Source organism: Maridesulfovibrio ferrireducens (genome assembly GCF_900101105.1).
Taxonomy (GTDB): domain Bacteria; phylum Desulfobacterota; class Desulfovibrionia; order Desulfovibrionales; family Desulfovibrionaceae; genus Maridesulfovibrio; species Maridesulfovibrio ferrireducens.
The window spans coordinates 616,952-638,666 of record NZ_FNGA01000002.1 but is presented as its reverse complement, the minus strand read 5'-3'; the positions used below and the strand labels follow the sequence as shown (position 1 = coordinate 638,666).

At 40.8% G+C, this 21,715-nt stretch carries 18 protein-coding genes; 11 read left to right on the top strand and 7 right to left on the bottom strand.

From position 1 onward, the window contains the following. Positions 1-62 precede the first annotated feature (62 nt). Entirely contained in the window at positions 63-2,225 is a 2,163-nt protein-coding gene (locus BLT41_RS07715; RefSeq protein ID WP_092159866.1) for an AsmA family protein, read from the top strand. Between the two features lie 176 nt (positions 2,226-2,401). Beyond that, positions 2,402-2,671, top strand: coding sequence for a hypothetical protein (locus BLT41_RS07710; RefSeq protein WP_092159865.1), 270 nt, complete (start codon positions 2,402-2,404; stop codon positions 2,669-2,671). An 87-nt stretch (positions 2,672-2,758) separates the two neighbouring features. Here BLT41_RS07710 and tdh read toward each other — a convergent pair whose 3' ends face one another. Both tdh and BLT41_RS07700 read right to left on the bottom strand, forming a co-directional pair. Further along, on the bottom strand, positions 2,759-3,793 hold the full coding sequence (gene tdh / locus BLT41_RS07705; RefSeq protein WP_092159864.1) for an L-threonine 3-dehydrogenase: 1,035 nt from the start codon (positions 3,791-3,793) through the stop codon (positions 2,759-2,761). 13 nt (positions 3,794-3,806) lie between these two features. Next, positions 3,807-4,997: a glycine C-acetyltransferase gene (locus tag BLT41_RS07700; RefSeq protein ID WP_092159863.1), complete on the bottom strand. Its 1,191-nt coding sequence runs from the start codon at positions 4,995-4,997 to the stop codon at positions 3,807-3,809. A gap of 231 nt (positions 4,998-5,228) precedes the next feature. On the opposite strand from BLT41_RS07700, the gene BLT41_RS07695 reads away from it, so the two are divergent. Together BLT41_RS07695 and BLT41_RS07690 are read left to right on the top strand one after the other, a co-directional pair. Then, entirely contained in the window at positions 5,229-5,690 is a 462-nt protein-coding gene (locus tag BLT41_RS07695) for an Lrp/AsnC family transcriptional regulator (RefSeq protein ID WP_092159862.1), read from the top strand. 408 nt (positions 5,691-6,098) lie between these two features. Then, the gene (locus BLT41_RS07690) at positions 6,099-8,375 is read left to right on the top strand and encodes an ATP-binding protein (RefSeq protein WP_092159860.1); all 2,277 of its coding nucleotides are present in this window, start codon (positions 6,099-6,101) and stop codon (positions 8,373-8,375) included. Positions 8,376-8,401: 26 nt separating this feature from the next. On the opposite strand, the gene BLT41_RS07685 is transcribed toward BLT41_RS07690, so the two are convergent. Next, complete coding sequence (locus tag BLT41_RS07685) at positions 8,402-10,723, bottom strand: MEDS domain-containing protein (protein WP_092159859.1); 2,322 nt, start codon at positions 10,721-10,723, stop codon at positions 8,402-8,404. Between the two features lie 487 nt (positions 10,724-11,210). Between BLT41_RS07685 and BLT41_RS07680 the strand changes: the two genes are divergently transcribed. Next, positions 11,211-11,897 (top strand): GntR family transcriptional regulator, encoded by a 687-nt coding sequence (locus BLT41_RS07680; RefSeq protein WP_092159858.1) that lies wholly within the window; start codon positions 11,211-11,213, stop codon positions 11,895-11,897. On the opposite strand, the gene BLT41_RS07675 is transcribed toward BLT41_RS07680, so the two are convergent. Both BLT41_RS07675 and BLT41_RS07670 read right to left on the bottom strand, forming a co-directional pair. Then, positions 11,898-12,563 carry a BON domain-containing protein gene (locus BLT41_RS07675; protein WP_092160375.1) on the bottom strand — a complete coding sequence of 222 codons (666 nt, stop codon included), beginning with the start codon at positions 12,561-12,563 and terminating at the stop codon, positions 11,898-11,900. Between the two features lie 72 nt (positions 12,564-12,635). Then, a complete protein-coding gene (locus tag BLT41_RS07670; protein ID WP_092159857.1) occupies positions 12,636-14,123 on the bottom strand; it encodes a glycosyltransferase family protein in 1,488 nt (495 codons plus the stop codon). Positions 14,124-14,230: 107 nt separating this feature from the next. Here BLT41_RS07670 and BLT41_RS07665 point away from each other — a divergent pair, with 107 nt between their 5' ends. The 6 genes from BLT41_RS07665 (at position 14,231) to BLT41_RS07640 (ending at position 19,399) form a co-directional block, all read left to right on the top strand. Further along, positions 14,231-14,830: an RlmE family RNA methyltransferase gene (locus tag BLT41_RS07665; RefSeq protein ID WP_092159856.1), complete on the top strand. Its 600-nt coding sequence runs from the start codon at positions 14,231-14,233 to the stop codon at positions 14,828-14,830. Between the two features lie 131 nt (positions 14,831-14,961). Then, the gene (locus tag BLT41_RS07660; RefSeq protein WP_092159854.1) at positions 14,962-15,711 is read left to right on the top strand and encodes a YebC/PmpR family DNA-binding transcriptional regulator; all 750 of its coding nucleotides are present in this window, start codon (positions 14,962-14,964) and stop codon (positions 15,709-15,711) included. Continuing rightward, complete coding sequence (ruvC, locus tag BLT41_RS07655) at positions 15,712-16,218, top strand: crossover junction endodeoxyribonuclease RuvC (protein ID WP_092159852.1); 507 nt, start codon at positions 15,712-15,714, stop codon at positions 16,216-16,218. Continuing rightward, on the top strand, positions 16,215-16,829 hold the full coding sequence (gene ruvA / locus BLT41_RS07650; protein ID WP_092159850.1) for a Holliday junction branch migration protein RuvA: 615 nt from the start codon (positions 16,215-16,217) through the stop codon (positions 16,827-16,829). The genes ruvC and ruvA overlap by 4 nt, the downstream gene beginning before the upstream one ends. Positions 16,830-16,838: 9 nt before the next feature. Next, the gene (ruvB, locus tag BLT41_RS07645) at positions 16,839-17,819 is read left to right on the top strand and encodes a Holliday junction branch migration DNA helicase RuvB (RefSeq protein ID WP_092159848.1); all 981 of its coding nucleotides are present in this window, start codon (positions 16,839-16,841) and stop codon (positions 17,817-17,819) included. 122 nt (positions 17,820-17,941) lie between these two features. Beyond that, a complete protein-coding gene (locus tag BLT41_RS07640; RefSeq protein ID WP_092159846.1) occupies positions 17,942-19,399 on the top strand; it encodes a sensor domain-containing diguanylate cyclase in 1,458 nt (485 codons plus the stop codon). 451 nt (positions 19,400-19,850) lie between these two features. Here the strand turns inward: BLT41_RS07640 and BLT41_RS07635 are convergent, their stop codons facing one another. Next, positions 19,851-20,753 carry a transposase gene (locus BLT41_RS07635; protein ID WP_092159844.1) on the bottom strand — a complete coding sequence of 301 codons (903 nt, stop codon included), beginning with the start codon at positions 20,751-20,753 and terminating at the stop codon, positions 19,851-19,853. Continuing rightward, a complete protein-coding gene (moaA, locus tag BLT41_RS07630; protein ID WP_092159842.1) occupies positions 20,720-21,715 on the bottom strand; it encodes a GTP 3',8-cyclase MoaA in 996 nt (331 codons plus the stop codon). Before moaA ends, BLT41_RS07635 begins: the two co-directional genes overlap by 34 nt.

Here is a 21,715-nt window from a genome sequence, read left to right as displayed (position 1 = left end):
CTATGTTAGGAGTATGGCGATTTGCCTAAATATTTATGCAATTATGTAGGGAGAATGCACCCATGAGTAAACCGATTAAAATAATTGGGATAGTGGTCGCGAGTCTGGTTGTTGTCGTTGTTGCCGCAATGGTGCTCGCGACAATTTTTATTAACCCTAATGATTACAAAGATGAAATTTCTAAAGTCGTGCGCGATAAAACAGGGCGCGAACTTACTTTTGACGGGGATATCAAACTTTCGGTTTTCCCTTGGGTAGGAGTGACTACTTCAGGAGTGACTCTTTCAAATGCTCCGGGCTTTTCGGAAAAGAATATGTTCAGCCTTAAATCCGCAGATGTAAGCCTTAAGTTGCTTCCTCTTCTTTCGGGAGATGTGCAATTAAGGCGGGTTGACGTTGAGAATCTGGTTTTAAATCTTATGCGGAATAAAGCCGGAGTAACTAACTGGGACGATTTGATTGCTAAAGAAAGCGAGACAACAAAGCCGGAGCCTTCCGCTGATGACGCTAAAAGTGATCTTAATATTACTTTGGGTGGCCTTCTTATCGAAAATGCCCAAATTGTATGGGATGACCGTAAGGATAATGTCAGGCAGGCCGTTGATGATTGTGATATTTCAATTGATGAATTTGCTCCCGGGGAGCCGTTTAATTTTAAAGTGCACGTGCTCCTGTCTTCAACAAAGCCGGAAATTGTAGCGGATACCACCACATCAGGGATTGCAATTCTGTCGTCAGATTTTAAATCTTTCTCTGTTAAGGATTTGAAAGTTCTTGTGGACGCAAAGGGAGCAGCTGTTCCCGGTAATAAAGGTCAGGTTAAGCTCTCTGGAGACGCAGCCCTTAATCTTGCTGCCGGAACTGCTGACGTTGGTAACCTTATCCTTGAAGCTTATGGTATGAAAGCTGAAGGCTCTTTTAAGGGCTCAGGGATGGGAGGAGACAAGCTTAAGTTTACTGGTGATATGAGTGTTCCCGGATTTAATCTGAAAAGCACTCTCGAGCAGATGGCATTTGGAGTTAAAACTTCCAGTAATAAGGCCTTAACTGCTGTCGGTCTTAATTTTTCCGTATCTGGAACGGCAAAGTCTGTTGAAATTTCAAATTTACTGATCAATCTGGATGAAACAATTATTAAGGGTGCTGCTTCGTTTGCAAACCCTGATCGTCCCGATGTTAAGTTGGCTGTCGATGTGGATAAATTTAATCTTGATAGTTATCTGCCTCCTGAAGAAGCTGGCAAAGCTGATAAAAAAGCGACAGCGGGTGTAAAATCTGAGAAAAAAGGTGAGTTGTTTCCTGTTGAGTTTTTACGCAAGTTGACTTTGAAAGCTGATCTTAGTGTTAAGCAGTTGATAGCCGGGAAGGCTAATTTGACTAATGTTATTGTCGTTGCCCGCGCAAAGGGCGGAGTTTTGAACATCAAGCCGCTTTCCCTGAATGCAGCCAAAGGCGCGTTTACTTCTACAGCCGTTTTGAATGTGACCGGAGCTGTTCCGACAATGACGTTTAACGGTGCGCTTACCGGACTTGACGGTGAGGCTCTTTCACAAGAAATGACAGGAAAAGACAGTTTCTCCGGTAAAATGGGATTTACTACCAATCTTGCAAGCAGAGGGAATGACGTTAAAGTTATTATTGCTAATCTGAATGGGAATCTTGGGTTCAAAGTTCTGGACGGGTATGTGTCCGGTTTTGATATCCTGTTTCTGGCAGGAGATGCGTTTTCGATCCTCACAGGCGGGGTGATTGGTCATAGAAATAATAACAGAACAGAGTTTGGCGAAGTTTCCGCGACAGCGAAGATTGATAAAGGTGTTGCCGTCAATAAAGATTTAGTACTCAAATCTCCTCTGCTTCGAGCCGATGGGGCCGGTAAAATGGATCTTAATACGATGACTTTGGATTATGCACTTGATGCTAAAATCGTAGGTTCTCTTGAAGGGCAGGGCGGAAAAAGCAGTAAGGATCTTGTCGGCCTGACAGTTCCTGTAAATATTACCGGTGCGGTCGCGGACCCTTCAATTATGGTCGATTTACCACGCTTTGCAGTAATTCTTGCAAAGTCCGGTTTTAGTATTGTTGGTAATGTGCTTGAAGGAGTTCAAAACACATTGGAAGGTATTGGTAAGACTTTTACCGGTAAGAGTGGAGAGAAATCTACAACCGAACCTGATAAAAATCCTGTAAAAAAAATAGGTGATACCATTAAAAGTCTATTTTAATGAAAGATAGGCGTTTGGTGTGAAATAATAATTATAATGTATTAAAATTAGGGGCTTGTCTTATTTATAAGGGCGGGCCCTTAATTTTTTAATTATCTCCGACAATGTCTGGCAGGGGCTGACGGGTTGAAACATTAGTCTATACTCATCAGTTGATAATAAACCGGAGAGAGGTAATGAAAGAGAATTTGTTATATGAGGCTATGGTTCGCGAGATGGATAGTGTCCGGCTGGGAAATAAAAGCCCCGAAAAGGCTGCTCTCAGTGTTCTTAAGGAATTTTCTAATGATAGAGTGTATATTTCGACTCGTTTTGTAGAACATGCAAAACTTACGGAAAAAGTGATTAAGCTTAAAAATTATGGCATAGAAAATGCCGATATAGCGGACAGACTGGGAATTACACAAAGGCATGTGAGGAGAATCTATTCCAGTATGAATAATTGATTTTTGAATAATTTTCTTTTTACACCAAAAAGCCCCGATATAATATCGGGGGCTTTTTGGTGTGAAATATTTTAAAGTCTTTTCAGGTTAGGTCCAGTCCAGAATAACTTTCCCAGACTGCCCCGTACGCATAACGTCAAAACCTTTTTGGAAATCATCGATTTTAAAATGATGCGTAATTGCGGGAGTAATATCAAGATTGGATTGAAGCATGGAGGACATTTTGTACCATGTTTCAAACATTTCACGGCCATAAATACCTTTCAGTTTCAGCCCCTTGAAAACGACCATGTTCCAGTCTATCTGAGTGTCATCCGGAAGAATACCCAGCAGAGCAATATGTCCGCCGTGATTCATTTTTGCGAGCATTTCCCTGAAAGCAGCAGGGCTGCCGGACATTTCAAGACCTACATCAAACCCTTCGGTCATATTAAGTTCGGCCATGACATCATCCAGCTTTTCTTTACTGACATTTACGGTGCGGGTAGCTCCGAGTTTGTCGGCAATGTCCAGACGATAGTCATTAAGGTCGGTTATAACAATGTGACGGGCTCCGGCATGGCGGGCTATTGCGACAGCCATCATGCCGATGGGGCCGGCTCCGGTGATAAGGACATCTTCACCCACTAAGTTGAAGGAAAGGGCCGTGTGCGCGGCGTTTCCAAGTGGATCAAGGATTGAACCTACGTCGTCAGAAATTGCGTCAGTGAGTTTAAATACATTTGAAGCCGGAACACAAACATACTCGGCAAAACATCCCGGACGATTAACCCCTACACCGATAGTGTTTCTACAGAGATGTCTTTTCCCGGCTCTGCAATTTCGACAGTGACCGCAAGTGACATGTCCTTCTGCGGAAACTCTGTCACCAAGGGCAAGGCCTTGAACTTCACTGCCGAGGTTTTCGATTACACCTGAGAATTCGTGCCCGACAACCATAGGGACTGGGATTGTCTGCTGTGCCCATTTGTCCCAATTATATATGTGTATATCAGTTCCGCAAATAGCTGTTTTTTTGACTTTTATCAGAACATCGTTATGCCCGCACTGAGGAACGGGCACTTCTTCCATCCAGATTCCTTCTTCCGATTTACTTTTAACCAGAGCCTTCATTGTCTTCATTAAGGTGAGCCTTCTATTCAATAATGTTGAGTTTACGACCTACTTTGATAAATGCATCCACGGCCTTGTTTACTTGTTCCGTGGTATGGCCTGCCGACATCTGCGTCCGGATTCTGGCCTGCCCGCGAGGAACGACAGGGAAGCTGAATCCTATTACATAAATACCTTCTTCGAGAAGGCCTGCGGCAACTTTTTGCGCCAGAACCGCGTCACCGAGCATTACCGGAATGATGGGGTGATGGCCCGGCACAAGGTTGAACCCGGCTTCTTCCATACGTGAGCGGAAAAGTTGACTGTTTTCATTAAGTCTGGTTCTGAGTTCCGGCTGATTCTGGATCAGGTCGAGTACTGCAACTGATGTAGAGGCTATTACCGGAGCCAGAGTATTTGAAAAAAGGTAAGGGCGGGATCTTTGACGCAGCCATTCAATGATTTCTTTACGGCCTGATGTGTAACCGCCGGAAGCACCGCCGAGAGCTTTGCCGAGAGTTCCGGTGATTATATCGACACGGCCGAGAACTCCGCACGCTTCAGGTGTTCCTCGTCCGTTTTCCCCGACAAATCCAACTGCGTGTGAATCATCAACCATGACAAGTGCGTCATATTTGTCCGCTAAGTCGCAGATTGATTTGAGGTCAGCTATTATTCCGTCCATGGAAAAAACACCGTCAGTGACAATCAGTCGGTAGCGGCAGTCGGAAGCATCTTTTAATTGCTGTTCAAGATCTGCCATGTCATTATTTTTATAGCGGAATCGTTTAGCTTTGCAGAGGCGTACACCATCTATTATTGAAGCGTGATTAAGCGAGTCGCTTATAACCGCATCTTCGTTCGAAAGGATAGTTTCGAACAACCCGCCGTTTGCGTCAAAACACGATCCATAGAGAATTGTATCTTCAGTTTGGAGAAATTCGCTTATTTTTTGTTCAAGCTTTTTGTGAATATCCTGAGTTCCGCAGATAAACCTTACGGATGAAAGTCCGAATCCGTATTTATCAAGGGCTTTTTTTGCGGATTCTATCAGTTCAGGATTGTTGGCAAGGCCGAGATAGTTGTTGGCACAGAAATTAAGAACGTCCTGTCCACCTGCTACAGATATTTGAGCCTGTTGCGGTGATGTTATGATTCTTTCATCTTTGTAAAGACCGGTTGCTTTTAGCTCCTCAGTCTGCTCCGAAAGTGCTTTAAATAAATTGCTGGGCATATTTAATCCTCCATGTTGGGAAAGTGCTTCTTTCGTTTTAATTAAAAAACAATATGCTAAATCTTGTCAATGTTAAAATATGGCTTGAAAATTGTTAAAATGCAAAAAAACGTAGGCTTTTATTTTGACAGGATATTTTTTATCATGGATTGACGGAATTGTCATTTTGCCACTATGTATAACATAATTAATTGTAAATTTCATAGTAATATTGAAAGCAGGAGATTCCGGGTGAAAGATAAAACTTTAGTTCTTGATGACATAGATCGTAAAATTATAGAAGAATTACAGAGTAATGGACGTGAATCTTATAAAAATATAGCGCGTAAGCTTGGTGTTTCAGATGGAACTGTCAGGTTACGTACTGAGCGGATGATTAAAAATGATTATTTGAGAATTACCGCTTCTGTAAATCCTCTTTATTTCGAGAACAGTTTGATTGCCTTGGTAGGTATTAACCTTGAAGGGCGGGCAAATCGTGATATTATGGAAAAAATTTCATTAGTCAGCGGCGTGCAGTCTGTAATAAATGTTTCTGGTCGTTATGACCTGCTGGTGGAAGTATTTGTTCCTTCACGGAATGCGTTCAGACAGTGTCTGGTGGATGACCTTTCCAATATTGGTGGAATTAAATCTACTGAAACATTCATGTTCCTTGATGCGATAGATAAATGGGCGGAGCATAAAAAGTAGTTTCTGTCTTACCTCGTAATACCTTATTAGTTTTTCTTCATAATTCAGATTTTACTATTTGCGTATGGTTCTGTCTAAGTCACTTTATATAAAGTTCATTTCTATATGAGCTGAATTGTGGTGCCCTATTTTTTTTGCGTGCAATCAATTTATCCCATTTTTATCGGTGCTTATTTCATTGACAGAAACTTAAAGTTTATAGCTTTTTGTTCTTCGTGAATTGCAATTTTAAGAGTAGAATCCAAATTTGAAATTATGTAATCAATGATGCCGGTTGGAGATTGTGTGACCGATCACAGCTGAACCTTTCAAATTGATGTTAATTATGTCATTCTAAATGATAATTGGACGGACTGAGATAACCTATTGAGTTTGTACTTGCGCAACAAAATATTTGGGTGGAGTTTCATGATAAAATTTTTAGGATCAAGAAAAGGGCAGGTTTTACCTTACAGGCTCCTTATTTATATTTTGATATGCAGCTCTTTTTTTACAATTCTTGGAACCAGCGTTCAATTGTATATGGAATACCGGAGTGATGTCAGCGAGATTGAAAAGGCGATGTCACAAATTGAAAACAGTTATGCGAATACTATTTCTGCCAGCCTTTGGGATATTAATATTGATCATGTTAAAATTCAGCTTGAAGGGGCTAAGAAATTACCCGGGATGCGCTATTTAGAAGTCAGTGATATGACTTCGGGGGCAGTTGAGTCAGTCGTCTCGGTCGGTCTGATACCTTCAAACGGCAAGATTATTGAAAAGACCTTTGTGCTCAGTCATCTGGTGGATGGCAGGCGTGTTGATGTAGGACAACTGCGGGTCGTTGCTGATCTTGAAAATGTTATTAACCGTTTGAAACACCGGGTATTCGTTGTTTTACTGATGCAGGGTATTAAAACTTTTTTGGTCGCACTCTGCATATTAATTATTATCTACTACATGGTCACCCGGCATTTGCAGTCGATGGCTGATTACGCGCAGGAAATGGATATTGACAATCTAGAGCGGCCGCTTGTTTTAAATCGTAGAAAGAACAGAAAGAAGTTTGATGAATTTGATAAGGTCGCCAAAGCTTTTAACGATATGCGGCTTAATCTGATTAGAGATATTGCTGAGCGTAAAAAAGCTGAAGAAGCCCTTATGCAGTCGAATATGATTGTGGAAAAAAGTCCTGTCGTTCTTTTTAAATGGAGGGCTGAAGATGGTTGGCCTGTTGAACTTGTTTCTAAAAATGTGACGCAGCTAGGTTTTAATGCAGATGATTTCATGTCTGGAAAAATAAATTTTATTGATGTTATTCATCCCGAAGATCGGGGCAGGGCTATCAGTGAAGTTAAGAAGCATCAAAATTCAGGTGCTGACCATTTTAAGCAGGAATACAGAATTATTGCCCCTGACGGGCGCGTTATCTGGACTGAAGACAGTATTGTCGTAGCTAGAGACGCAGAAGGTGTTATTACTCATTATATGGGTATTGTTGCTGATTCTACTGAACGCAAAAAATCTGAGAATGAACTTGCCCGGCTGCGTAACCTCCTGAAAAATACAATTGATTCAATGCCTACTGTCTTAGTCGGGATTGATGATAGTGGGCATATTATTCAATGGAACAGGTCTGCCGAAGAAGAGACCGGATTGTCATGGAAAGAGGTTAAAGGCCTCCCCCTTACCGATGTTTTTCCTCAGTTGGAAAGTGAGCAGGAATTGATTTCGGAAGCCGTCTCAATGTTTAAAATCCGTGAAAAGCCGAAGGTTCCTTTTACCGTGAATGGAGCAATTCTTTATAAGAATCTCAAAGTTTATCCTCTCCTTGACAGTGAAGAAGGTGGAGGAGCTGTATTATTGATAGATGACGTGACCATGAAATCACGTCTGGAAGAGATGATGATCCAGACTGAAAAAATGATGTCTGTCGGGGGTCTTGCCGCAGGTATGGCTCATGAAATTAATAATCCGCTTGGAGCCATTTTGTCAGGAGTTCAAGGGGCGGAAAGGCGTTTGTCACCATCCTTACCTAAGAATGTTGAAGTTGCTTCTGAAATTGATCTAGATTTGGATAAAGTTCAGGAATACATGGATAAACGTGGTATAATCGGCTATTTGCGCGGTATAAGCGACGCAGGGCGCAGGGCTGCTCAGATTGTTCGTAATATGCTTGAATTCAGCAGGAAAAGTGAATCTGTGCGGGTCACGACGGACGTGAAGGGACTGCTAGAGAAATCGCTCAGTCTTGCCGCCAATGATTACGATTTAAAGAAGAAATACGATTTTAAAACTATTGATATTCGTAGAGATTATGAGCAGGGATTACCGCAGATCAATATTACTGAAACCGAAATTGAGCAGGTTTTCCTGAATATCTTTAAAAATGCGGCTCAAGCAATGTCCGATAAAGATTTTGGAGATGAACGTCCCTGCCTGACTTTGAGGACGAGGAAGGATGGCGGCTTTGTTCGGATCGAAGTAGAGGATAACGGACCGGGTATGGAAGAGGATGTCCGTAAAAGAGTCTTTGAACCTTTTTATACAACAAAGCACGTAGGTCTTGGAACCGGTTTGGGGCTTTCTGTCTCTTATTTCATCATTGCTCGTAATCATGAAGGAGAGTTTCTTGTTGAATCTGAGCCGGGTAAAGGAACAAAGTTCATTATTCGTCTGCCTGAGGCAGCAGTTTCATCATGAACACCGAATATTGAATTCGAGAACAACTAATTAATATTAATTAAAAAAGAATCAATTTTGTTCAAAAGATCATTAATATCGAGTGGCTTTGATATATACGCATTCATTCCGGCTTTTAAAAACGACTGTTCATCACCTGCAAGAGTGTGTGCTGTTAAGGCTATAATTGGGATATCACTACTTGTTTCGCTAACTTTTCCACTTCTAATAGCTAATGTTGTCTCCACTCCATCCATCTCAGGCATCTGAATATCCATGAGAATTAAGTCAAAGTGAATATTTTTCAATAAGTCCAAAGCCTGCTTCCCATTATCAGCTGTTTTTACTGAAAAGCCATTACGTTGTAAAATTTTTACGAGGTATAACTGATTTATTCTTTCATCCTCTACGACAAGAATATCTCGAGATTTATAACTGCAATTCTTTGGCTTGTTTATTGTTTTCAATTGTTCATGCTGTCTATCTGTTGTGCCAAAAGTTAAACAGAAATAAACGGTTGTTCCGATACCTACTTCACTTTCAATAGATGATCCTCCACCCATCAGAGACACAAGGTTTTTAACAATTGAAAGACCTAAGCCCGCTCCTTCAAAATTTCTAACCATACTTCCATCAACTTGTGTAAATTCGTCAAATATTACATCAAGCTTTTCTTCAGGAATACCAATCCCTGAATCAGAAACGGAGAATAAAACCCGGTATTCGTTTTTTTTATGGTGGGGAAGAGGGAAAGCTGTGACTTCAATTTTTCCCTTATTAGAAAACTTGAGAGCATTACCTACCAAATTGTTTAGTATTTGATGGACTCTAGCTTTGTCCCCTATAAGGATTTTAGGCACTGAAGGACAAATATATAACTTAAGTGATAGTTTTTTTTGTGCCGCTGAGAATGCAAAGAGTTGCTGAAGAGAAGAAAATATTTCTCTCAATTCAAAGTCTTCGCTATATATTTTTAGTTTACATGCTTCTATGCGGGAAATATCCAATATATCGCCGAGTAAGTGTGCGAGTCTATTGCATGACTCCATACTGGTGTCTAAAAAATCACATTGTTCTTCAGTTAGCGAGGTATCGTGGAGGAGTTGCAGCATCCCCATAATTCCGTTTAGCGGAGTCCTGATTTCATGACTCATATTAGCTAGAAACATTGTCTTTGTTCTGCTTGCTTCTTCAGCAGCTTCTTTTGCTTCAATTAACTTTTCATTTGCTTGTTTTTCTTTTGTAATATCACGAAAGACGCAATGAGTCTGACAAAACGAGTTGTCTTCATAATATCCACTCACTCCACTGAATTCGCCAAAGATATAGCTCCCATCTTTTTTCATCAGGCAAAATTCTACGTTATGTTCTTCCCCGGAATTCTTAAGTTTTTTGAATTCATTTTCAAATTTAATTTGCCAATCAGGATGTAACAAATTTCTAATTTTTTTACCTATAAGTTCTTCTTTGTCGTAACCCAGCGTACAGCAAAGCGATTTATTAACTCCTACAAAAAATCCACTCTCATCAAGTGATAGATATGGAATTGGAGCGTATTCATATAGTAATCTAAATTTTTTTTCACTTTCATTCATTCTTTTGAATATTGAATTGCCTGACTTAACATTTTCAAGCCATAAATCTATTCCATTTTTATCATAGTCGTCATTTAAATATATATTAGGAGGTATATAATGAATATTGTTTTTGTATATATTAGAGTTGTAGATAAGCATAGGATGAGCTTGTACAACCCTTTTAACAATTTCACTTGAGTATCTATTCTTATTGTATACGCATAGAGACAGAAATGGATATTCAGAGAAAATGTTTTTATTTACTAAATATTTATAATAGATAAGATTATCAATTTTTAAATTGTCATCAAGATCAAAATTTATTTCTCCAACAGTCCTTAAACATGTTCGGCCAGCTTGTACCGTTTTCAAAGTCAACTCTTGCCATGATTTAAGAATCTTTTCTGGATAAAAAACCTTATCGGTTAAATAGTAGGTATTCGCATCAACAAGAATTAATTGACCGGATTTAACTACTTTACCGTAATCAATTCCATAGCCAGATAGATCTTTAGCTACCATTCCAGGTTTGTATTTATCAAAAGCGAGTAGGCATTGATCTCCAGAATTCAGTCCATCTACTATAAATTCTATTGCAGCGTTTCTGTAGTATTTTAGTTCATCATAAAGAAGTAAAACATGTTTTTTTTCATGCATACACTTAATCAATTCTGTTTTAAAATCACTTTGTCTAATATCCTCGTTCATAATAGCCCCTCTAAGTCCAACTTCTTCAGCAATATAATATTTTGAAAGTAATTTAATTGAATACGCTTTTAGACATCTTGCCAAGATGTTGCCCTAGTGCTCATGTCCTGAAAAATCAAGAAGGGCTTTAAGAAATAATTTGATGCTCTTTGTTCAGAATGGTCAATGGTGATGGGGAAAATTGAAGTATCTAGTACTGTTATGAATTACAATTTTATTGTAAGCCGTCAAAATTAAAATTGTGGGTATTTATGGGGTAAAGTACGTTTTGAACGGATGAGTCTTTTAAAATTTTATGTTGAAAGTCTATTGTACTCGTTTGTTACTCGTTAAATTTTTTGTTTATTTTTTATTAATAGTCATTTTAATTTGAAATTGTATTCATTCATACTTTAAAATATTGCCTTTCTAGAATGTAAGGCTGAAAGTTATATAATATATTATTACTTATTACGCTTTGGTCTTGCATTTTGCATAAAAAAAGCTATGTTCGTGCAGGTAAATTAATATTTGCACCACCTTACGTGGTGTATTTGTAATTTGGTCTCATTGTATTATGGGGGGTGACGATATGAATAGCGAGGACAGGTTTAAACGGCGGGTTTTGCGTGATGATGTTGTTGAGTTTGTAATAGAAGCAATTCTCAGCGGTGAGCTTAAGCCCGGTGAAAGGGTCGTTGAGACAAAGATCTCCCGAGATTTACAAGTCAGTCAGGGGGCTGTGCGTGAAGCTCTTAGAGATTTAAAGGCCCGCGGCTTTGTTGAGTCAGAACCCTATAAAGGTTCAAGGGTTAAAGTGATGTCTATTGCTGATCTTCGAGATTATTATAAGGTAAGACTTGAACTGGAGCCGCTTGCTGTAAAATGGGCTATCGAAAAAGATTCTCTTAAAATCGATGAGTTGCGTTCCATTGTTGATGGTATGTATAAAGGTGCAAGATTCGGTGATCAACTCATGATCCTAAAAAATGATGTCAAGTTTCATAAAAGAATAATTGATTTCGCAGAGAATGAATATTTGCATCGGGCTTGGAATTCACTCGCAAATGACTATTGGATATATATGGGTGTTGATGCTGAGATAAAGAAATTCCCCGCGTTAATTGAGCAGGCTGAGAAGCACCAGCTAGTTGTAGATGCTATTGCTGAGGGCGATTTGGAGTTAATGAAAAATCGTTTGGAAAGTCATTTTTTAGATTTAAAAAGTAATCATTCGATTGAAAATAATGACTTGGACGAGTCTCTCGAAAGTTGTTGATTATTTATTAAGAGCCACTTCGCGCTTGGTGTGTATGTTGTATCTATTGTGCTTACTGGACTTGATAAAAGATTTAATCGAGACAACACCTGCTATTTGTGACGCTGTCTGCCTGGCGCGAGCTACCTCATTAATATTTCCCACTCTGCCTAAAAGAATGATGTTACATTGCACTGATTTAACTGCGATATTTGTTCCCCACACAGACTCATCATTCAGCAAAGCCCCTTTAACCTGCATTTGCAGCATATAGTCGTCTGCCGCATTACAGGCAGCATCCTCTTTTTCTGCAAACAGAAAGGTTGTAAGTGAATTCACCTTTCCTGATTTTTTAACTATTTTGCGAATATGGTTGAAATCTTCTTTTTCATCATATTTGCCTACTACATAAACATGACCGTTGTAGGAATATGTGCTGATACCAAGAACTTCGAGATCTTTTTGATGAAGAATTTGAGATTGGATATTTGCTTCAAGCAGTTCATCTTCTATAATTGTCTGGAATCCGCGTTCATCTGCCCCGATGGCATAGGCTGTATAGATAGAGCCTAAAGCAGAAGGAATCATTGTGGGGCCGGGTAGTGGCGGAATGAAAATAGAAGCTGCACAACCGTTTATGCAGGCAATTGAGAGAATCATTAAACATAGTAATTTGATTTTCTGCATTCCCATATCTTCCTTGATAAGAGTGTTTGGGAATATACAGCAATACTTATGCCTAAAGTTATGTTTGATGCTTTAGTTCAGAAAATTCAGGATATTAAAAATGCGGTTTTGGTAGGTATGGTCTTTAAGAATAGCTTCACGCCATTTTTTTGAAAGCGCAATTCTTTGCCGAGGATTGGTTAGAAATTTATCACAAAGTTCAGGTAATTCTGCCGGGATGGAAAATGAGCATTCGCTTACTAACTCTTCGGGGAAGATCGAAAGTCCGGGAGTTTGGTCGGTGAGTAGAAAACCACCTGATGCCCATACGTCGAAATTGCGTTGAGTTAATCCATTCGGCAGCAGAGGGCTGGTCATATTTAAGGCGATGGCAGAACTTGAGTAAATTGTCGGCAGAATTGTATAATAGTCTATCGGTTTGCGCAGATCAATTTCAGGAAGCAATTCTCGCCATCCTTCGTCTCCGAATACCGTCAGTTTGCTTCCCGCACTTTTAAGCGCTTCGGTGCGCCAGATTTTGCCTGCCTGTTCCGCTTTGAATCCTGTGGCACGGACGTCTTTTTCCGGCCAGAATGATGCAAGCTTATCTCTTTTTGTCCACCATTCAAAATCAGGCTTAACGCCTTGATTAATGGCGGAGATTGCATCGCGTTCATCTTCCTGAGAAAAGTCACATCCTGCAAAAAAGTTAACCTTCTTAGGGAAGCTTGATCTACCCGCAAAAACAATGCGCTCATCCAGACCGGGATATGAACGAACATCCGGGTTGAAAATATCAGGGTCGGTTGCAAGCGGAAGGTGTTCAATTTTAGTTGCGCCGAGATTCTGGAGCGGCTTAATGAACCAGTCATCTGTAATCAGCATGGGGACTTCTTTCCAATAAGCAGATTTAATGCCTGAGATTATGTGGAAAGGGTTATCTACCATCCAGACGACAACCTTAACCCCTGCTTCGCGGAGCAGAAAGAAGGTTTCTCCTGAATTATCAAGCCCGTTAAAGTTGATACTGAAAACAATTTCGGGGCGTTCCTGTTCCAAAAGGGATAGTAGATCCCGGCGCATTGCATCCGGTGCGATAACCCTGTATGTGAAGTCGGCACGGGCAAAGGCTCGGGACATTTCGGGTACAAGCAGAGATTTGTCATCTCCCGGAATCCAGACGGATTTATTTTGTACATTTGAATGAATTCCGGTTTTATTCAGTGTGAGCTTTGATATTATCGGTTCCCAGAATGAAGGGAAAAGTCTTTTGTTAGGTTTGTATAATATCAGGCGAAAATTTTTCTTATGTAGAAGGTCGGAGTTGTCCGGCTGGATTTTTATAAATTTTGCAGGGATGTTGTGTAAAGTCGGGGTCTGTTTCTCATAGTCCGGACATTCAATATAGTAATAGCAGGATTCTTCGGGAAAGAATTTGGGCAACAGGTCCGGGTTCGGGCCGACTCCCAGAAATAGTATATCTCCATTTCCGCCGAGGTCTTGAAAATATTCCTTCCCGTCGGGCAATGATTGTAATTTGCCGGATTCGTTTTTAATGCGGATTCTTTGGGGACGTTGCATAGTGTTAGACTTGGCTTGCGGGCCGTATTAAGTTAATTTCCTGTCACCTTATACCGCAGTCTCGGAAAAAAGTCTTTTTTCCGGACAGCTAAACAAAAAAAGAGAAGATGAAAGAATATCAAGATCATTACTTCAAAAAGGCGAAAAAGGAAAATTATCCTGCCCGTTCAGTATATAAGCTTATGGAAATCGACAAGCGGTTTCATATTTTTGAAGCAGGTCAAAAGGTTTTGGACCTTGGAGCCGCGCCGGGATCGTGGACTCTGTTCTCAGCAAAAAAAGTCGGCCCTAAGGGGTATGTGCTTGGTGTAGATATCCAGACCACCGAAACTGTATTCCCCGAAAATGTAACTTATTTACAGGCTGACGTGTTTGAAGATTCTACGGAACTCATGGACGCAATGGAGAAACACCTGCCCTATGATTTGATTATCAGCGATATGGCTCCTAAAACAATCGGAGTTAGATTTGCTGATCAGGTTAATTCTCTAGAGTTGTGTGAAAGAGCTCGAGATTTAATCCCGAGAAGACTCAAGAAGGGCGGTCATTTCGTCGTAAAAATTTTTGATAGTGCAGATGTAAGAGCTTATACGGATTCGTTGCGCAAGATGTTTGGAAAGGTGAAAAATTTCAAGCCGAAAAGTTCCAGAGAGGAAAGTATGGAGCTTTTTATTGTAGCGCTTGGCTTTCGTGGCATTGAAGGGTAAAAGTCTCACTGCATCTGTATCATATTATATAGTATAGGAACCTTTTGTGCGTGAATGAAGTTCCGCATAAACAAAATCATAAATTATCCGTTCCGTATTTCGGACGGAGGCAGATTCTATCAGGAGGAATAATGGCTGGACATAGTAAATGGGCGAATATTCAGCATCGTAAAGGCAGACAGGACGCTAAGCGCGGTAAAATTTTTACAAAGATGGCTAAAGACATAATTATCGCGGCTAAAGCCGGCGGTGGTGATGTTAATATGAACGCTTCCCTGCGTCTCGCTGTTGCTAAAGCAAAAGCTGTTAATATGCCCAATGATAGAATTGATACTGCCGTTAAAAAAGGTACCGGAGAATTGGCCGGTGGTGACATCAATGAGATGATGTACGAAGGTTATGGCCCCGGCGGAGTTGCTTTGCTTATTGAAGCCTCTACTGACAACAAAAACCGTACGGTTGCTGAAGTACGCTATGCTCTCAGTAAAGCTGGCGGGACTATGGGCGAAGCCGGAAGCGTTGCCTGGATGTTTGATAAGAAAGGCGTAATGGTTTTCGACAAGGAAGCTTACACAGAAGATCAGCTTTTGGAAATCGGCCTTGACGGCGGAGCTGAAGATGTAATCGATGAAGGTGATTCTTTTGCCGTTCATTGTGCTCCTGAAGATTTCTCCTTAGTTCAGAAAGCGTTTGAAGACGCAGAATGCGTAAGCCAGAGCGCTGAACTTTCTTTTATCCCTAAAAATCTCTTGGAAGTAGATGTTCCAAGCGCCAAAAAGCTTATGAATCTGATGGAAAAACTCGAAGACAATGAAGATGTCACTGATGTCTATGTCAACGCTGATTTCCCTGATGAATTAATGGCTGAGATGGAAGGTTAGATGGGAAATTCCGGCATTGTGATAATCGGTATTGATCCCGGTACCCGTGTTACTGGGTTTGGGATAGTCAGAGAAGTTTCCGGACAGGTCTCTCTGGTTGAAGCCGGCACAATCCGGACAGATACTAAAAAGCCTATGTGTGCTCGTCTCGGACAGATTTATGTCCGGTTAGCCGAGCTTATAGCAAGTCATAAACCGGATGAAGCGGCGATAGAAAATGTCTTCGTCGCTTCAAATCCGTCTTCTGCAATAAAACTTGGTCAGGCTCGCGGCGTGGCTATGGCAGCCTGTTCTGTCGCCGGTCTGGTTGTTTCCGGCTATGAACCTACCAAGGTCAAACGGAATCTGGTTGGAGCTGGGCGGGCTGATAAAAGTCAGGTCGCTTTTATGGTGGAGCGTATTCTCGGAGTTAAAGACACCAAGTGGGTCAACGATACCACTGATGCGCTGGCTATTGCAATTTGTCATTTAAATGAACGCAGGTTTGCAAGGATGGCTGGTAAATGATTGCCTACATTCACGGAAAATTGCTTGAAGCCACGGATAGATCGTGCATTGTCCTCACTCCCGGCGGAGTGGGTTACGAACTGTTCCTTACCATAACTGCTCTTTCAACTCTTCCTGCATCCGGTTCTGATGTTACGTTCTACGTGTTCACGGTGGTAAGGGAAGATGCTCTCGATCTTTATGGCTTCCCTTGTTTTGATGACCGTGAAGTTTTTCAGACATTAATTTCGATAGATCGTCTCGGGCCTAAGAAAGCATTGGCTATTCTTTCGCAGTTCAGTCCTAAAGAATTACAGGATATTGTTTTTCGTGAAGACGTTAAAACTCTTTCCATTGTTCCCGGTATCGGTCCGAAGTCAGCTCGTCAGATTTTGTGGAGTCTGAAAGACAAAATGGATAAACTCAGTTCGGCTACTATTCGTTCCGGTGCCTGTCCTGCTGAAGGCGATAGAAGCGAATTTCTTGATGCTCTTTCCGGTCTTCGCAACCTTGGTTACGCGGATGATGAAGTCAGAACTTTCCTTAAAGATATTTTCGATGAAGAACCCGATCTTGACGCAGCAGGGGCTATCCGTGTGGCGTTAAAGAAAATTTCACAAAGAAACAAATAGTTTAGGCGTATGAACGAAAGTAATCTTCCCGATGATCATATAAGACCGCAACGGCTCTCCGATTTTATCGGGCAGGATGATCTGCGTCATAACCTTGATGTTTTTATTCAGGCTGCCCGTGGTCGCGGCACAGCAATGGATCATGCCCTTTTTTATGGAAATCCGGGTCTCGGTAAAACAACGCTGGCTCGTATTATTTCATCAGAACTTGGGGTGAATCTCGTTTCTACCTCCGGTCCCGTAATTGAAAGAAGCGGAGATTTAGCCGCTATTCTTACCAATCTCTCACGAAACGACATCCTTTTTATTGATGAAATCCATCGTGTTCCTTCTTCTGTTGAAGAGGTTCTTTATCCAGCTATGGAAGATTTTAATCTTGACCTGATTATCGGACAGGGGCCTGCCGCCCGTACAGTGAAGATTGATCTTGAACCTTTCACTCTGGTTGGAGCTACGACCCGTCTGGGGCTTCTTACCTCTCCATTGCGCGACAGATTCGGTTGTATTTTCAGGTTGGAATTTTATTCCCCCGAAGAACTGGCTCATATTGTGACTCGCGCAGCCCGTATCTTTGATCTTGAAGTCACGGATGAGGGCGCTTTGATGATAGGTAGAAGAGCAAGAGGGACTCCGCGTATTGCAAACCGTCTTTTGCGCCGGGTGCGGGATTACGCAACCGTGCATGGCGATGGTGTTGTGAATGCCAAAATTGCGGACATGGCCCTTGATCGACTGGAAGTCGACCCGCTTGGTCTTGATCAGATGGATCGTAAGATCCTTTCTGTATTAATTGATCAGTTCGGCGGCGGACCTGTCGGTGTTAAAACCATTGCAGTTGCCTGCTCCGAAGAAGTCAGAACTATCGAAGAAATTTATGAACCTTACCTGATACAATGCGGCTTTTTAAAACGGACCTCACGGGGTCGCGTAGCAACAGCTAAAGCTTATCAGCACCTGCAAGCTCACTCTGGATCTAAGAGATTATTTTAAAGATATTTTTTTAAATGTTTTCATTCTGTAAATCTCATACTTTTGTATTCGTAGAGGATTATTAATTTGTATTGCGCATAACTCTTTGGTCGGGGTAAAGTGTGGAGTATAGGAGGATGAATGTGTCTGTCAGACTAAAATTGATAATCGCTCTAACGACAATTCTGGTCGTAGCTTTCATTTCCGTGTCTTTTTTCAATTACAATGTTTCCCGGAATTCAGCCCGGGATGAAATATTGAATTCAGCTCTGCCGTTAACCCGTGATAATATTTATTCGGAAATGCAGTCCGGTCTCATGCGTCCTCTTTTTGTTTCTTCTCTTATGGCCAATGATATCTTTTTAAAAGACTGGGTAAGAGACGGCGAGACGGATGTTGTTAAGATAATGAGATATCTTGATGAAATCAGGACTAAATATGGTTTTTTCACCTCTTTTTTTGTATCTGCCAAGACTGGTGATTATTTTTACTATGACGGAGTTTTAAAAACAATATCTCCGAAAGACCGTCACGACGTGTGGTATTATGATTTTGTTAAGTCCGGGTTGGAGTATGAATTTGATGTTGATACAAATCAGGCCGTTGATGACATCCTTACTGTTTTTATTAATCATAGAGTGGAAGATAGAGAAGGTAATCTTCTTGGTGTTGCAGGTGTAGGTCTTAAGATGGATCAAGTCGCCTGTTTGCTGAAAACATTCACCCAAAAGTATTCAAAGAATATTTTTTTGGTGGATCCGCAGGGAGTTGTGCAGGTTCATGCTGATAAGCAACTGGTTGAAAGTCTGAATATTAAAGATATTCAGGGGCTTAAAAATATTGCTGACGAAGTTCTTAATATGAATCGGAACAGCTCTGCCATGTTTAAATATATACAGGATGATGAACCTGTTCATCTTACCGCACGTTTCATTCCCGAATTTGACTGGTTTTTAATTGTTGAGCAAAAAGAAAGTGCGGCAATGAGAGCGGCACGTGATAACTTTATCAGGACTTTAGGTATTGGAGCGCTCGCAACATTACTGATAATAATTATTTCGATACTTACAATTAACCATTTTCAGGGAAGGCTTGAAAATCAGGCTAATACTGATGAACTTACTGGAGTGGCTAACCGCAGATCTTTTGAAAAAAGATTCGATGGGGCTATGAGTTTATATCTTAAAACAGGGAGTCCGTTTTCGGTTGTTCTGTTGGATTTAGACAGGTTCAAAGAGGTTAACGATACTTGCGGTCATAACGAAGGTGACCGATTGTTAAAAGAGATCTCCGGGGTCATTAATTCTTCTATTCGTGAAAGTGATTTGTGCGCCCGATGGGGTGGCGATGAATTTATTGTTCTGGTGAGCGGAGATAGTTCGCAGGCTGTGTTTATAGCTGAACGAATTCGTAGTTCTGTTGAGCAGGCAAGTGTTTGCAAAGATATTATTTCCATCGAATCTGCCGTAATGAATGTTACGGTCAGTTGTGGAGTTGCGCAGTATCTCTCCGGAGATACGCTTGATTCCCTTACCTTGCGAGCTGACAAAGCTATGTATGAATCAAAGGAACTTGGTAAAAATAAAGTTGTTGTGGGTTGATAGTAGTTTTTAATTTTCTAGATAAATAGCATTGAAAAAATGAAGGCCGTCGGGACAGAGATCCGGCGGCCTTCGTTCTTTACCCTATGATAAAGGAGGTAGGGTAGAAAATGTTTTTTGAGTTTGTACGAAAACATCTATAGGTACATTGTAGAAATTGCTATAAGTAAGCGCTTGCGGCGGGTTCTGCACTAATTTTTGGGGTAGGAAAATGAATGAGAATTTTGTTTGTTGTAACAGTCTGTATTGATGATGTTTTTTAATGTCTTTAAAATTTTAGTTTTAATGCTCTGTAAGATTAATAAAATTATTAGAGCACTAAACTTCTTAATTGTCTGATATAATAATGGTTTTTATAAAATGTGTTTGTTTTTACATAATTAAAAGTCCAAGCGTCTGTTTGCAGAGCTTGGACTTTGTTTATGATTTCTCAGTCAGCAGGTAATAATATTTAATCTACATCAGGGACTATTTTACAGACATAGTTGACCAGAATATCGAAAATATTTTTATCACGGTTGTTAAATCTGAATTCCAGTTCCTTAAGATATAGCGGAAATCTGTGAGGAGAGATTCCTTTGTATCGTTTGAATCTGTCTCTGGCGAATGTCCAAAATTCTCCGCCGGACTTTTCAATTTCAGGGGTTACCCCCGGATATTTACGGATATAGTCAAGGGGGAGTGAATCGTCTCCGCAGAGTATAAGCGCATTGTATTTCTGATAGCGATCAGTGTGAATAATGCTTCCGTGTCTTACCAGTTTAAGATGAAAGTTGTGGTTGAAGTGAAAAACAGATTCGGCGTTGATATTTTGCATAAGGTCAATAAACACCCATCCATTTTTCTCAAGCACACCGAATACAGGAATTACTTCGGATCCCGTTTTAGCAGGTATTCCGGTAAGTTTTTTATTATTCAAATGCTTATGCAATCCTGTTTCAGGTCCGAGGAGCTGAACCGCATCAATTGCCTGCGCGAGAATTGCAAATCTCAGAGATGATACAGCCTTGTAAGCGGCATTGTAAGAAATACCTAAATCCAGCGAAATGGCATGAGCTGTATTGTCTTCAGCAAAAAGTTGAATAAGGCGTATCCATTCAGTGCAGGATAAACCTCCATTGTTGATCCATCTGCCGCTGAAATCCTGAAATGTATATTTGCAGGAAGAACAGCGGTAACGGCTGCCGTTTAGAATATATAATTTGTTTTCTCTGCATCGTGGGCAGAAGGGTTTCCTTTCTCCGAAACAGTTTGCAATGAGAAACTTTTTGGCTTCTTCCTCGGAAGAAACCAGCCTTTTAAGCTTTGCTGCACGATCATCTAACCGCCGATGGCTGACATTTGTGTGCCGCATACGCCTTCACTTCCTCTTCTGGCTTGTAGAAGATCATACCCGAGAGGTTTATCTCGTGTAGCTGCTACAAGTACTCGTTTTAGAGACTCATCATTCAATTTTGGATTTCTCATGATTTCACGGAGTCGGTAGGTTTTGTCGGAAAATAGACAGGTTCTGAGATATCCGTCGGAGGTAATGCGAAGTCTATTGCATGTTCCGCAAAAATGGGAACTGACGGGAGAAATTAATCCCAATCGTCCTTTACCGCCTTTAATGGAATACATTTGAGCTGGTCCCCGGTTATCAGCGGTTCTTTTAATCAGGTTCAATTCGGCAAATTGTTGTGCCTGCGTGAGAATTTCATCAGCTCCCCAAAATCTTTCATTCGACCATCTTGTATCTTCGCCCATGGGCATAAATTCTATAAACCGGAAATCAACGGGATTTTCTTTCGTGAATTCTATGAATGATTTCAGTTCATGATCATTAATACCTTTCATGGCTACTGCATTTATTTTAACGCGTATTCCGGCTGAAAGGCATGCGGAAATAGAATTCAGAACTTCGTTTAGGTAGTCAGATCCTGTGATGTCTTGAAATGTCTGGCGGTTCAGAGTGTCCAATGAAATGTTCAGTCTTTTGATGCCGATCTTTTTGAGATCCTTTACATGTTGTTCGACTAGTGTGCCGTTGGTCGTAATCCGTAGATCCATCTCTGAATGATTGTTTTGAATAGATGAAATAAAATCCATGAAACCGCGGCGAACGAATGGTTCTCCACCGGTCAACCGGAGTTTTGAAATGTTTAGAGAGGCTGCCAGATCAATCAGTCTGAGCATTTCTTCATATCGCAAGATGTTGGGATGCGGTGTGAAAGTGAAGTCTTTGGTGACGCAATATTTACATCTTAGATTGCATCGGTCAGTCACGCTAAGTCTGAGATAGCTGACAGTCCTTCCGAGCTTGTCAATTAATGTCAT